General features: G+C 46.3%; 16 protein-coding genes. 15 read left to right on the top strand and 1 reads right to left on the bottom strand.

All coding sequences use genetic code 11. The features are described from left to right. Positions 1–945 (bottom strand): DUF5692 family protein, encoded by a 945-nt coding sequence (locus Q9R25_RS07550; protein WP_074036132.1) that lies wholly within the window; start codon positions 943–945, stop codon positions 1–3. Between the two features lie 201 nt (positions 946–1,146). On the opposite strand from Q9R25_RS07550, the gene Q9R25_RS07545 reads away from it, so the two are divergent. The 15 genes from Q9R25_RS07545 (at position 1,147) to Q9R25_RS07475 (ending at position 12,613) form a co-directional block, all read left to right on the top strand. Further along, the gene (locus Q9R25_RS07545) at positions 1,147–1,761 is read left to right on the top strand and encodes a TetR/AcrR family transcriptional regulator (RefSeq protein WP_311282972.1); all 615 of its coding nucleotides are present in this window, start codon (positions 1,147–1,149) and stop codon (positions 1,759–1,761) included. An 84-nt stretch (positions 1,762–1,845) separates the two neighbouring features. Continuing rightward, positions 1,846–2,853, top strand: coding sequence for a tRNA dihydrouridine synthase (locus Q9R25_RS07540; protein WP_374193976.1), 1,008 nt, complete (start codon positions 1,846–1,848; stop codon positions 2,851–2,853). 75 nt (positions 2,854–2,928) lie between these two features. Continuing rightward, entirely contained in the window at positions 2,929–3,135 is a 207-nt protein-coding gene (locus Q9R25_RS07535; protein WP_214690598.1) for a hypothetical protein, read from the top strand. Positions 3,136–3,168: 33 nt separating this feature from the next. Next, positions 3,169–3,675 (top strand): hypothetical protein, encoded by a 507-nt coding sequence (locus tag Q9R25_RS07530; RefSeq protein ID WP_214690599.1) that lies wholly within the window; start codon positions 3,169–3,171, stop codon positions 3,673–3,675. A 105-nt stretch (positions 3,676–3,780) separates the two neighbouring features. Further along, positions 3,781–4,461 carry a response regulator transcription factor gene (locus tag Q9R25_RS07525; RefSeq protein ID WP_214690600.1) on the top strand — a complete coding sequence of 227 codons (681 nt, stop codon included), beginning with the start codon at positions 3,781–3,783 and terminating at the stop codon, positions 4,459–4,461. Between the two features lies 1 nt (position 4,462). Next, the gene (locus Q9R25_RS07520; RefSeq protein ID WP_214690601.1) at positions 4,463–5,467 is read left to right on the top strand and encodes a sensor histidine kinase; all 1,005 of its coding nucleotides are present in this window, start codon (positions 4,463–4,465) and stop codon (positions 5,465–5,467) included. Between the two features lie 92 nt (positions 5,468–5,559). Further along, the gene (locus Q9R25_RS07515; protein ID WP_074033830.1) at positions 5,560–6,243 is read left to right on the top strand and encodes an ABC transporter ATP-binding protein; all 684 of its coding nucleotides are present in this window, start codon (positions 5,560–5,562) and stop codon (positions 6,241–6,243) included. Next, the gene (locus Q9R25_RS07510; protein ID WP_264092807.1) at positions 6,240–8,810 is read left to right on the top strand and encodes an ABC transporter permease; all 2,571 of its coding nucleotides are present in this window, start codon (positions 6,240–6,242) and stop codon (positions 8,808–8,810) included. The genes Q9R25_RS07515 and Q9R25_RS07510 overlap by 4 nt, the downstream gene beginning before the upstream one ends. A gap of 233 nt (positions 8,811–9,043) precedes the next feature. Beyond that, on the top strand, positions 9,044–9,367 hold the full coding sequence (locus tag Q9R25_RS07505) for a PadR family transcriptional regulator (RefSeq protein ID WP_196431056.1): 324 nt from the start codon (positions 9,044–9,046) through the stop codon (positions 9,365–9,367). After that, a complete protein-coding gene (locus tag Q9R25_RS07500) occupies positions 9,364–9,900 on the top strand; it encodes a DUF2812 domain-containing protein (RefSeq protein WP_214690603.1) in 537 nt (178 codons plus the stop codon). The genes Q9R25_RS07505 and Q9R25_RS07500 overlap by 4 nt, the downstream gene beginning before the upstream one ends. Positions 9,901–9,923: 23 nt before the next feature. Continuing rightward, positions 9,924–10,094, top strand: coding sequence for a hypothetical protein (locus tag Q9R25_RS07495; RefSeq protein ID WP_159562700.1), 171 nt, complete (start codon positions 9,924–9,926; stop codon positions 10,092–10,094). A 115-nt stretch (positions 10,095–10,209) separates the two neighbouring features. Next, positions 10,210–10,752, top strand: a complete 543-nt coding sequence (locus Q9R25_RS07490; RefSeq protein WP_078147384.1) for an RNA polymerase sigma factor — start codon at positions 10,210–10,212, stop codon at positions 10,750–10,752. After that, entirely contained in the window at positions 10,749–11,492 is a 744-nt protein-coding gene (locus tag Q9R25_RS07485; RefSeq protein ID WP_311282971.1) for a hypothetical protein, read from the top strand. Before Q9R25_RS07490 ends, Q9R25_RS07485 begins: the two co-directional genes overlap by 4 nt. Before the next feature lie 33 nt (positions 11,493–11,525). Then, positions 11,526–12,176 carry an SIMPL domain-containing protein gene (locus tag Q9R25_RS07480; RefSeq protein ID WP_311282970.1) on the top strand — a complete coding sequence of 217 codons (651 nt, stop codon included), beginning with the start codon at positions 11,526–11,528 and terminating at the stop codon, positions 12,174–12,176. Further along, positions 12,173–12,613, top strand: coding sequence for a hypothetical protein (locus Q9R25_RS07475; protein WP_214690606.1), 441 nt, complete (start codon positions 12,173–12,175; stop codon positions 12,611–12,613). The genes Q9R25_RS07480 and Q9R25_RS07475 overlap by 4 nt, the downstream gene beginning before the upstream one ends. The last annotated feature ends 6 nt before the right edge of the window (positions 12,614–12,619 follow it).

Below are 12,619 nucleotides of genomic sequence, written 5' to 3'. Positions count from 1 at the left end.
TCATGCTGTCTTAGGATTAGGTGATTCTGTTTCTCGTAACGCATCGACTCGTTTGTATTCTTCAGTATCGGTCCACAGCTCGTCTTTCAACGGGTTGAGACGTCGTTTCATAATACGTGATACCTGCATGACGGCGAGCACGACGTTGAGGGCAAGACTGATGAGTGCGAGCGTCCAGTTCGCTGCCGGATTATACGAGACGCTCACGTTGAACGTACTGCCGACCGCAAAGAAGTAAGGGAAGGTCATGACCCACATCATCCAAATCGAGAGCGTTTGGGCACGGTTCTGCATCCATGTTCCTTTCGCCCAAAGGAGGGCAGGGATGGTCGCGGCAATGTTTAACGCAAATCCGGAATAAAATGCGTTACCTGGTGCACACGAATAGACGTAGGAGATGTTCCAGATTCCATATGCGATGATCCACAATTTCGTCTGGTCCGGCCAAATCATATCGACTCGCTTACCGGACGTCGCAAAGATACCGAACCAGCCACAAATGGTGAGGATGTTCAAAATTCCGGCGAAGGCGTTGACGTAGTTCCACCCACCGGAGATGTAATTCATACCGTCGACGACCCCATCAAATCCCATGAAGCCGACTTGAAACTCCCGTATAACGGCCTCCATGATATTGATGGCAAGAATGGCCGGGACGAGTACTAAATACCAAGGATGTTTCTTATGGTAGTTCGTGAAGCGGATGACCATGTAGATGAGCGCGCCGGCGAGTGCCGAATACACCTTCACCCAATGGAACCACGACGTGATTTCCGAATCGACGACAAACAACCAGATTGGAGTCAGTGCGATCGGTAACGCCATGAACATAAGTTGGCTCGCCCGTTTACCAGAACGGACGAACTCGTTAAACCCCATCAGCAGTCCAAGGACGACGAACCACATGACGACGTTATACCAAGGCATTGATTCGAAGAAAAACATAACATGACACTCCTTTCGAAAATGAGATAAACAGAAATAAATGCAGTGACTAAACATACCGAACGTTCGTTATGTTTATGTGAAAAGTGTAACAAACTATTGTAAGCGCTGTCAATAGGGGGTGGGAGCTCACATGGAAGTGTCGAAAGTTTGCCACATCATTATGGTATAATGAGCGTTGAAAACAGAGGAGGGTGCGAGATGATGATGAACGAAGGAAAGTTGAAAATCTTACAAGCTGCGCGTGAAATCATCGTCGAACAGGGCATCAAAGGCACGACGCTCCGAGGGATTGCGGAGCGGGCCGGATTCAGTACGGGTGCGATTTATCATTACTACACGTCCAAAGAGGCGATTCTATATGACGTGATGGACGAGGGGCTCGGTGAGGTAAAACGCATTGAGACCGTCTCCCATGACGATCGAAAGGAAGCGGCGGTGATTATTCAGGAAATCTATGAAGGTATGCAGGAGCGCCTTCAAAAAGATGCGGAGAGCCGACTTCAATTTTATCTCGCCCACGAAGCGATGATTGGCAATGAGGACATCGAACAAAAGTTCAGAGAGAAATATCAAGACTGGATTACACGGATTGAGGCGATCTTTGTACGGGCTTACGGAGTCGAGCAAGGGCCGATGACTCAGGCGGTCGCCACATGGACGATGGCCGGGATTGACGGGATGGTGCTCCAGACGCTACTTCGCACGGGAACGATTGAACCGGAATACACGAATCATGTGCTTCATTATTTATTGACCGAAGGATTCCCGCACTTTTTTCAACTCATTCGCTCGAAAGAAACGGATCATGAGTAATGTCAGTTGATACAATCCGACGGACATAATAGAATAGATGAGTGATTTTGTTGGACTGTATGGATGAAAGGAACTGATTTTACGATGAAAGAAAACTTTTGGCGCGACCTTCCGCGTCCGTTCTTTATACTTGCCCCGATGGAAGATGTGACCGATGTCGTCTTCCGTCATGTCGTCGCCCACGCGGGACGCCCGGACGTCTTCTTCACAGAATTCGCGAACTCGGACAGCTATTGCCATCCGGAAGGAAAAGGTAGCCTCCGTGGTCGTTTGACGTTCACTGAGGACGAACAGCCGATGGTCGCCCACATCTGGGGAGACAATCCGGAATATTTCCGTCAAATGAGTATCGGGATGGCCGAGATGGGCTATAAAGGACTCGATATCAATATGGGTTGCCCGGTCCCGAACGTGGCGAAACGTGGGAAGGGGAGCGGTCTTATTCTCCGTCCGGAAGTTGCGGCTGAGCTCATTCAAGCAGCAAAAGCCGGTGGTCTCCCTGTCAGCGTCAAAACGCGACTCGGCTACGCGAAGCTCGATGAGTGGCGTGACTGGTTGACGCATCTCTTGAAACAAGACATCGCCAACTTGTCGATTCACTTGCGCACGCGCAATGAGATGAGTAAAGTCGACGCGCACTGGGAAATGATCCCGGACATCGTGAAGTTGCGGGACGAGATCGCCCCGGATACGCTCATCACCATCAACGGGGACATCCTCGACCGTCAAATGGGACTCGAGCTCGTTGAGAAATACGGGGTCGATGGTGTCATGATCGGTCGCGGGATTTTCAAGAACCCGTTCGCGTTCGAGAAAGAGCCTCGCGAACACTCGATGGAAGAACACCTTGATCTATTGCGTCTGCAACTGGACCTTCAGGATAAATTCCAAGAAGACGTGCCGCGTTCGATTTCGAACTTGCACCGTTTCTTCAAGATTTATGTCAAAGGATTCCGTGGGGCGAGCGAGCTCCGTCATAACTTGATGGAAACGAAATCGACGGATGAGGTACGAGCGTTACTCGATGCCTTTGTCGAGAAATATCATGAAGAAGAGGCAGCACTCGCTGAGGCGGTCTCGACAGTCGAATAGTTTTTTGAAGGGGGTCAGTGAATACTGGGTCCCTTTTTTATATGAAAAATAGTAGATGACGATGAAACGTTTCATATGGTCGATTCGTATGTAATGAGTGGAAAGAAGAGGAGGGGCGAATGGCGCGAATCAGTAGTCGGGCTTGGACTTGTATTTGGCACGGTTAGCGGAATCGTCATCTCTTCATTAGTTGATTTTCCGTTTATATATGGTATTGTCATCGGTTCAATCATCGGATATGTGATTGGTCTTTTCATATCCATTCGTGCGATGAAACGATAGCGACCCATTACTAAAACAAGAGGGGGCTTTCACATGAGTGAATTCCAATTTATTGTGAGCGATCACCCACTAAAAGAAGTCGAAAATCCATATGTCGAGTTCTTATCTATCAACGAGGCCATCCAAAAAGGCATCGTGTTGCCTGACATTCTGACAGACGTCGAGGACCTCGACCGTGATGAAAAGATTTTGATGAACGTCGAGTCGGAAGAGCAACTTGACGAGATTGAGATTAAACATAGTCTCTATTATGCGATGGAGAACGTCGAGGCGTATTCTTCAAAACCGCACGTAGTAGAGTTGCGTTGGCGTTATTCCGATGCGAGAGCAGAACAGCTCGTCGAATATATAACCGACCATTTGAAGACGGCGGAGGAAATCGAGATTTGGAAAGTGTGGGTCGATGAACAGACCAAGCCGAAAGTTCAATCCATCAAGCTCGACGAGTTGACGATAGATGCATTACGATTCTTAGGCGAAGTCGGATTCGTACGACCGGAGTGCCTTCGAGTTACAACATCCTCATCCGCATGCAAATAACGTATTGTCCTCCCTGACGAGATTTCTCGTTAGGGATTTTTGATTTCTCACCTCACTTGAATAAAGACTGCTATATTATGGGGAGAAGAGTCAGGAGGGAATACCATGCATATTCTAATCGTAGAAGACGACCGGACGATCGCCTCCGGTCTCCAATATTCACTCGAACAAGAACAATTTAGAACAACGTTATGCCAAAACGTGGCTGACGCGACGCTTATGATTGAACAACAGTTACATACAATTGATTTATGCCTCTTTGATTTGTCACTGCCAGATGGGAGTGGATATGACTTATGTCGGCTCGTGAAGCAACAACAAGACATCCCTGTCATCTTTCTGACGGCATTCGATGATGAAGTGAATGTGGTGATGGGACTCGATATGGGAGCGGACGACTACATCACGAAACCGTTCCGTGTCCGAGAACTCGTTTCACGAATTCACTCGGTACTTCGTCGATACAATAAAAACGTACGCTCGCCTCTGTTGACGATTGGTCCAGTTGAAATCAATACGCAAGATGCAAAAGTAAAAAAGAATGGGGACGAAATTTTGTTGACAGCGCTCGAGTATCGTTTGTTGCTCATCTTTGGGAGGCATAAAGGGCAAGTGTTGTCACGGACCCAGCTACTCGATCAGATTTGGGATGTGGGTGGGGAATTCGTGAACGATAATACGTTGACCGTTTATATTAAGCGACTCCGCGAGAAACTAGAGGATGATCCACAACATCCGATGCTTATTACGACGGTGCGTGGAATCGGATACAAGGTGGAGCGTTAATATGTTGCGAAACCAAGAAATAAGAATATACTTGTTCACTTGTCTATTTTTTATTGGAATAGCTGTAGGTATTGCCGTCTTATTCATGTCCATAGAGACGGCCGTTCTGGTCGTCCTATTAGCAATCATACTTTTCGGCGTTACGTATCGTTTCACGGCATGGCGTTATCGAGAAATCGAGCAGCTCTCTGGATATCTTCAAGAAATCAGTAATGGCAACTATACATTGGATGTCCGTGATAATCGCGAAGGGGAGCTCAGTTTGTTAAAGAGCCAACTCTACAAAGTGACGAAAATGCTATCTGAACAAGGCGCGCATCTTGAAGAAGATAAACAGAAGTTAACGGATGCGATCTCCGATATCTCCCATCAATTGAAGACACCGCTCACCTCGATGACCGTCATGGCGGATCTCCTCAGTGACCCTCGTCTATCCGAGGAAAAGCGTCAAGAATTCACCCATAACGTACAAGTACAACTTGAACGAATGGAGTGGCTCTTGTCTTCTCTTCTCAAACTATCAAAAATTGATGCCGGGACAATACATTTCAAGCGCGAATTGGTATCTGTCCCTGCGCTCATTGAAGCCGTAGCGGAACCGATGCTCGTACCGATTGATATTAAAATGCAACGACTCCATGTTCAAGGCGAAAAAGATGTTACATTCGAGGGTGATTTGAAGTGGACGACAGAGGCACTCATCAACATCTTAAAAAATTGCGTGGAGCATACGCCGGAACAGGGCGACGTATTCATCGAGTTTAGTGAAAATACGCTGTATACAGAAATTGTGATTCGTGACACGGGGATTGGCGTCGCAAAACAAGACCTCCCGTACATTTTCCAACGGTTTTATAAAGGTATGAATGCGAGCGAAGAAAGTGTCGGGATTGGGCTTGCCATGGCACACAGTATCATTATGAGCCAGGAAGGTGAGTTGACTGTTCGAAGCGAACCTGGGGTCGGAACGGATTTTCATATTCGCTTCTATAAAGCAGTTGTCTGACCGCTAAGTGACGAAATCGTCACTTTCGAGTCACAGACGAGTCACACTCACTCGGTACACTCGAAGTAGATCAAGTACTGGAGGGTGCAAACATGAACATATTAGAAGTGCAAAACTTATCGAAAGTATACGGCAAGGACGAGATGGAGGTCAGAGCGCTCGATGACGTCTCGTTCACGGTGAAGAAAGGTGAATTTGTCTGTATCGTCGGGCCTTCGGGTTCGGGGAAATCGACATTGTTGCATTTACTTGGTGGTGTCGATGTGCCGACGAGTGGACAGGTGTTGATTGATCAAACAGACATTTATGCATTGGACGAGACGCAGCTTGCCATTTTCCGTCGTCGACAAATCGGTTTGATTTATCAGTTTTATAACTTGATTCCGATTTTAACGGTCGAAGAGAACATCACGTTACCGATGCTATTAGATGAACAAAAAGTGGATATCGCTCACTTGGAACGCATCATCGGCATCTTGGGCTTGTCAAACCGATTGACCCATTTACCAAATCAATTATCGGGAGGGCAACAGCAGCGCGTTTCCATCGGTCGGGCACTGATTAGTAATCCAGCTATTATCTTAGCCGACGAGCCGACAGGAAACTTGGATAGTCAAAATAGTGAAGAAATCATGAGCCTGTTAAAACTGTTCAATAAGAAATTCAATCAAACGCTCATCATCATTACCCATGACGAGCGGATTGCCTTACAGGCGGATCGTATCATTTCGATTGAAGATGGCAAGATTGCGAAGAATGAGGTCGTCCGCGCATGAACATCATCAATAAAATGACACTTCGGCATTTGCGCGAGAACAAACGACGCTCGCTTGTTACAATCATCGGAGTCATCATCTCTGTATCGATGATTACAGCTGTCACAACGCTCGGATCTTCTTTTTTGGATTTGATGATTCGTCAAGACATCGCAGATAACGGAGAATGGCATGTTCAGTATCTAGATACAAACGAAAAGCAAGTCGAAGCTATTCGGGATGATGCGAACACGAAGGCTGTCATCCTTTCAAATGATGGTTATGCTCAACTAGAAGAGTCACAAAATGCTTACAAACCATACTTATATGTTCGAAACTATAACACATCCGGATTGAAGAGTTTTCCAATTGACTTGACTGAGGGGCGTCTACCGGAAAAAGAAGGCGAAGTCGTCATTTCAGAAGGGATTCGCCAAAATGCCCTCGTCACCTATAACATCGGTGATGAATTGACACTTGAGATTGGAGAGCGGATTGATCCGTCATCAGGTCACGTGTTGACACAAAATGATGGTTTGATCCGAGAAGATGAGACGATTCTCGAACAATTAAACGTTGAGGATACGGTGACATTGACGGTTGTTGGAACGATTGCTCGACCTGACTGGGAACCGACTTGGTCGCCAGGGTATACAGTCGTCGGATTCATCGATGATCAAGAATTGAATGGAGCAAGAGTCGATACGTTCGTCGCCTTGAACGATGTAGACAACTCGATTTATTCGGAAGCGAAACAGTTGATGACCGAACAGAACATAGAACGTGTCGCCTACAATTCCTCGTTGCTTCGTTATTATGGAGTGACAAATGACGATGGCTTGCGTAAAACGCTATATGGATTTGGTGGAATCATCATGGCGGTCATTGTGATCGGTTCGATTTCTCTAATCTATAACGCATTCGCCATCAGTGTGTCGGAGCGTTCTCGTTACCTCGGAATGTTGGCAAGTGTCGGGGCTACGAAGCGACAAAAGCGGAACTCGGTCTATTTTGAAGGGATGGTTATTGGGGGAATTAGCATTCCACTCGGTATCCTGGCGGGAATTACGGGTATTGCGTTCACATTCCTATTCATCAATGCATTTGCCGAAAAAGCGTTAAACGTGACGGAGAAGTTTGAAGTTGTCGTCACACCGATTACTTTACTATTAACTCTCTTCATTTCGAGCGTAACCATTTTCATTTCCTGCTATCTTCCGGCGCGTCGAGCCTCAAAGATTTCTGCGATTGACGCCATTCGTCAAACGCAAGATGTACGATTGACGTCAAAACAAGTGAAGACGTCAAAACTAGTTCGTCGTCTTTTCGGTTTAGAAGCAGAGATTGGGTTGAAGAATACGAAGCGCAACCGTAAACGGTATCTGGTTACCGTCTTCTCGCTCGTCATCAGTATCGTCCTGTTTTTAGTGGTCAGTTACTTCACTGATCGTCTCGAACAGTCCCTTGACATGTCTCAAGCAGACTATGATTTCGATATTCTTGTGAATGGTTCAACGCTTGATCAAAATGATTTACGACGTTATGAATCGTTAGATCATGTGACGAACGGAACATATTTTGAAAATGCAACGGTCCAAACGATGGTCAGCAAATCTCAATTACCGAGTGCGATTACCAAGAACGAGAATTTGGCATCAACGATCGTTGACGGAAAATTTATGTACTACGTATCCCTCTATCAATTAGATGATGAAAGTTTCAATGCGTACTTGAAACAAATCGGAGCGCCTGTCAGTCGTTTTGAAGACGGGGACGTACCAGGAGCCGTCTTGATTGATGAGATCTCGTATCAAGACATGGATCAGAAAAAATTCATCACTTCAGAGACGGTCGAAACAGAAATCGGTGATACGTTTGAATTGAGGGACGAGAATGCAACGGGCGACGCGGCACCGCTTAAAACGATTCAAGTTGGCGCAATGACAGATATCGCCCCGACCGGTGTGATGACAGGTTCTCTTGGATGGCTAGATGTGATAGTACGAGAAGGGACGTTTGAAGAAGACGCAATCGGGGATTTGATGAAACAATCGAGTCCGTCAATCGCGTTGAATACAGATGACCCCGAGGACACACAACAAGTGATTGAAGCGGAACAGAATTTGGATTTGTATGTCTTTAACGTATCGGAACAACGGGAACAACAAGAACAGATGTTGTTACTTTTATCAATATTTGTGTATGGGTTTATCGTGCTAATTTCGCTAATTTCGATTGCGAACATTTTTAATACGATTTCAACGAGCGTCTCACTTCGTCGTCGTGAGTTTGCGATGCTTCGTTCAGTTGGGATGACACCGAAAGGATTCAATAAGATGGTGTACTATGAAAGCATTTTTTATGGGGTGAAAGCCCTTGCGTATGGGATTCCCGTCAGTCTTCTCATCATGTACCTCATCTATCGAGCGCAAATCAATACGTTTGATGCTCCGTTTACCTTGCCGTGGAATAGCATTCTGTTTGTCGTCATCATGATTTTCATGATTGTGGGTGCCTCGATGCTATATTCCGTTTCAAAAATAAAGAAAGATAACATTATCGACCGATTGAAACAAGAAAATGATTAAGTAGATTATTGAAAAATTCATAATAAACCATGAAGTACACAACAAGGGGCTCAGTACATGCTGAGTCCCTTTTTTATGATGTCATGACAAACAAAACACGATTGCCAAAACGATACGAAGAACGACCAAAATAAAAATATTTTGTCACAGCTCTTGTTAATTAACCAAAAATAGGATATTTTTGATATATCGGATGACGATATAACGAAGAACGATACAAAGGAGCGGGATACGTGACACAACAGTCAAGTACAGGCGCATTAACCGAGGCGGTTTATTATATATTATTATCTCTGCAAGTCCCGAGGCATGGGTATGGGATGATGCAATTCGTTCAAGAATTGAGTAATGGGCGGGTCCAACTCGCGCCAGGTACGTTATACGGCGCCCTCAGTAGTCTAGTAGAGCGAGGTTGGATTCGGGCGCTCGAAGGTACGGGGCGGAAGAAAGAGTATGAAATCACGGCAACTGGTCGAGAGGCACTTCGGTCGGAATTAAGGCGACTAGAAGAACTGGTGCAGCACGGACATGAATGGACGAAGGAGTTGGATACATGAAGACGAAAACGGTCTATCGCATCTTTGTTGATTATGAGAAGGAAGAGAAGTGGCTCAATGAGATGGCTCAAACCGGTTGGGCGCTCGAATCCTTTCGTTTGATGCGATATGTGTTCAAACAAGTTGAACCTGGGACGTTCACGTATCGAATCGAATTGTTGTCCAACTTACCTTCTCACCCCGAGTCGAAGGCGTATATGGAATTCTTAGATGAAGTTGGAGTCGAAGTGGTCGATACGTCGTATCGGTGGATCTTTTTACGAAAACGAACGAGTGACGGACCGTTCCAATTGTATTCGGATTTTGATTCGATGATTCAGCGGGAGAAACGAATCATCCAACTGTATGGAGCAGTGGGACTCGCCAATTTTGTTGTGGTGATAGCGAATCTTTCCAATCCATATGCGCAGTGGACCATCCTATTGAACATAGCTGTCGTCGCGATGTTGGCTTATGCGGTCCAACATCATACTCGGAAAGTTAGGACACTAAAAGGTCTCAAAGCGATTGGAGAGATGAAGTCGTCAGATTGAGCGCATAGGTTAGGAGGAGCAAGATGGATTCACCAGAATGGAAAGATTGTATCATTTGTTTTGGGTTGATTGCGGGGACGACACTCGGTGTAATCCTCTCGTTCTTCTTTCATATTCAATTGACATATGGGATTGCGAGCGGGGCGATGATTGGCTACATTGGCGGGCTTGTCGTATCGATTTGGAAGCAATGATGAATCAGGATAACATTCCTCGTCTCGATGACGAGGTTTTTTTGATAGATTGTGACGGATGATATGAGATTGGGATCTATAGTTATAGAGGGGTTATTACGAAGGGGGTAACTGGATGGATGACCAGGTCATCATCGATTGGTACTGGGAACGATCGGAGTATGCGATTGTCGCGACGAAGAAGAAATACGGAAGCTATTGTCATCGTGTTTCTTATAATATTCTACAGAATCGCGAAGACACAGAGGAGTGTTTGAACGATTTATATATGAAAGCGTGGGAGTCGATCCCGCCGACACGTCCGCTTCGACTCGGTGCGTATTTGACGAAGATCGTGCGAAATCTCGCACTACAGCGTTATAAGAAGAATCATGCAAAAAAACGTGGCGGTGGGGAAGTACCGCTCGTCTATGAAGAACTAGAACATGTCCTTACGGAATCGATGAAAGACGAAGACCTCGTCGACGTGTTGAATGAATTTCTAGCAGACCTACCTCGACTGACAAGGGTGATGTTCATGCAACGTTATTTCTATTTACACTCGATTCAAGAAATTGCAACGACACATCAGCTCGGTGAGAGCCATGTCAAAATGACCTTGAAGCGCACGCGGGATGCGTTACAGCGAGCGCTTGAAGCAGAAGGCGTTCGCGTATGAAAAGTGAGCAGATCCTTCGACTACTCGGGGAAGTCGATGACCGGTATATAGAGGAATCGATGATGATAGAGCGAAAACCTTATCAACGACTGAAATGGGGAGGGGGACTCCTCATCGCTGTCGCTGCGGGATTCATGCTCTTCACATCGAATGTCTGGAACGAACAAATCCCGCTATCCACGGATTCCACTGCGAATTCCGTTCACATTGTCGACCAATCAAAAGTGACATCAGATATTTCCGAGGAAAATATGATGGACATGACCGAAGATGAACTCTTTTCGAAATGGAATTCGGTCGTGGTCCGAGGAACGGTCACGAACATTCGACATATCGAGATTGATTTCAATGGAGAGACCGAATATCAGTCACTTATCACGATACACGTATCTAATGTGTATCGAGGGGATGTGCAAATCGGGCGAGATTTGATTGTTCGTGCCGATGCAATTGGGGAAACTGGACAGGCAGAACATATGAGTGTTATCTCGCACGTGAAACAGGGCATGGAAGGAATTTTCATGCCGATTCCATATGATGACGAGTTTGTCTGGGAACAAAATGATGCCACGCTCCGATTGAAAGATATTGCCGATTACGGTTTTCCGGATGGGGAGCGTTATCTATTTTTAGATACTCCGAACGGACTCTTGTTCGAGCGGGATGCTTACCCGTCCTTACAAGGTGTGGACTCACTCGATGAAGTAGAGGACTGGATGATGACGCGATTTTCAGAATAATGGAGAACTCAAATCGATAAGGGGGAAATGGATATGGAACGAAAGATTACTGTAAAAGGGACGGGGAAAGTCTCATCTCGACCGGATTTGATTGTGATTCACATGGATCTCGTCTCGAAAGCGCCACGATACGAAGATACGATGACTGAGGCGGCAAGTGCGGTGTCCCATCTTCAAAAAGCCATCACGCGTGCAGGGTTTGACAAGACGGACCTCAAAACGAGTGACTTTTCGATTGATACGGAATACGAGAGCTATCGTGATCGAGATGAGAATTATCGGTCGCGGTTTGTCGGATATGTCTGTAAACAGAAGACAAAGCTCGAATTTGCGCTCGATACGTCCAAACTATCGGACGTCATCGAACAAATCAGTCAATCTCGCGCAAATCCTACACTCTCCATTCGTTTCACGATGAAAGACCCGAATGCGATTGAAGATCAGCTATTGGTGAGTGCTGCGGAGAATGCGAAGAAACGAGCAGAACTCCTTGCGAAGGGAGCAGGCGCTGAACTAGGGGACTTGCTTCAAATTGACTACACGTGGGGGGAGATTCACCTGTTTTCGCCTACAAACGTCCTCTATAGTCAGGACGTCGTCTATTCGGAATCACGGATGCCCGAACTCGAACCAGATGACATTGACGTCAGTGATTCGGCCACATTCGTCTGGAGTCTCAAATGAGGCGACTGATTTTCTTGATGCTTCTTTCACTCTCGATTGCGCTGCCCGCATCTGCCCTTTCCTGGGCCTATACGTTTGTCGTGTTCGACCGAAACGCATATGAAGTGCTCGACACAACAATCGAAGAGGATGCACTCGGTGACGTGATCGGTGAAGTGGAGACAGTGGTCAATGATGAGACGGGACGTTACTACGGGAATGCTTCGAACGGATATCCGATTGGGACGGTGTACCGTGAAGTCGACGGGGAGTCTGTGGAAGACGTCATTGCGGTCGAGGACGGTTCGGAGTGGAAGCGAGCGGAGTATCGATTCGAAGCACCGTATCATTCACGTGATTTTATCACCTTCTTCGGCTATTTGCTGCTCGGGATGGGCATCATTATGGTAAGTTGGTCGTTCTTCAAGCGAAGTTCGCTGTACCAAAAAGAAGCATGAACGAAC

It is taken from the genome of Exiguobacterium sp. BG5(2022), from assembly GCF_031844365.1.
GTDB classification, from domain to species: domain Bacteria; phylum Bacillota; class Bacilli; order Exiguobacteriales; family Exiguobacteriaceae; genus Exiguobacterium; species Exiguobacterium profundum.
The sequence above is the reverse complement of the archived record's forward strand: the minus strand, read 5'-3'. Positions and strand labels throughout refer to the sequence as shown.

Bases quoted from the DNA above. Each gene is read 5' to 3' on its own strand.
- Q9R25_RS07550 (WP_074036132.1), bottom strand. From the start codon at position 945: ATGTTTTTCTTCGAATCAATGCCTTGGTATAACGTCGTCATGTGGTTC.
- Q9R25_RS07545 (WP_311282972.1), top strand. From the start codon at position 1,147: ATGATGATGAACGAAGGAAAGTTGAAAATCTTACAAGCTGCGCGTGAA.
- Q9R25_RS07540 (WP_374193976.1), top strand. From the start codon at position 1,846: ATGAAAGAAAACTTTTGGCGCGACCTTCCGCGTCCGTTCTTTATACTT.
- Q9R25_RS07535 (WP_214690598.1), top strand. From the start codon at position 2,929: ATGGTCGATTCGTATGTAATGAGTGGAAAGAAGAGGAGGGGCGAATGG.
- Q9R25_RS07530 (WP_214690599.1), top strand. From the start codon at position 3,169: ATGAGTGAATTCCAATTTATTGTGAGCGATCACCCACTAAAAGAAGTC.
- Q9R25_RS07525 (WP_214690600.1), top strand. From the start codon at position 3,781: ATGCATATTCTAATCGTAGAAGACGACCGGACGATCGCCTCCGGTCTC.
- Q9R25_RS07520 (WP_214690601.1), top strand. From the start codon at position 4,463: ATGTTGCGAAACCAAGAAATAAGAATATACTTGTTCACTTGTCTATTT.
- Q9R25_RS07515 (WP_074033830.1), top strand. From the start codon at position 5,560: ATGAACATATTAGAAGTGCAAAACTTATCGAAAGTATACGGCAAGGAC.
- Q9R25_RS07510 (WP_264092807.1), top strand. From the start codon at position 6,240: ATGAACATCATCAATAAAATGACACTTCGGCATTTGCGCGAGAACAAA.
- Q9R25_RS07500 (WP_214690603.1), top strand. From the start codon at position 9,364: ATGAAGACGAAAACGGTCTATCGCATCTTTGTTGATTATGAGAAGGAA.
- Q9R25_RS07495 (WP_159562700.1), top strand. From the start codon at position 9,924: ATGGATTCACCAGAATGGAAAGATTGTATCATTTGTTTTGGGTTGATT.
- Q9R25_RS07490 (WP_078147384.1), top strand. From the start codon at position 10,210: ATGGATGACCAGGTCATCATCGATTGGTACTGGGAACGATCGGAGTAT.
- Q9R25_RS07485 (WP_311282971.1), top strand. From the start codon at position 10,749: ATGAAAAGTGAGCAGATCCTTCGACTACTCGGGGAAGTCGATGACCGG.
- Q9R25_RS07480 (WP_311282970.1), top strand. From the start codon at position 11,526: ATGGAACGAAAGATTACTGTAAAAGGGACGGGGAAAGTCTCATCTCGA.
- Q9R25_RS07475 (WP_214690606.1), top strand. From the start codon at position 12,173: ATGAGGCGACTGATTTTCTTGATGCTTCTTTCACTCTCGATTGCGCTG.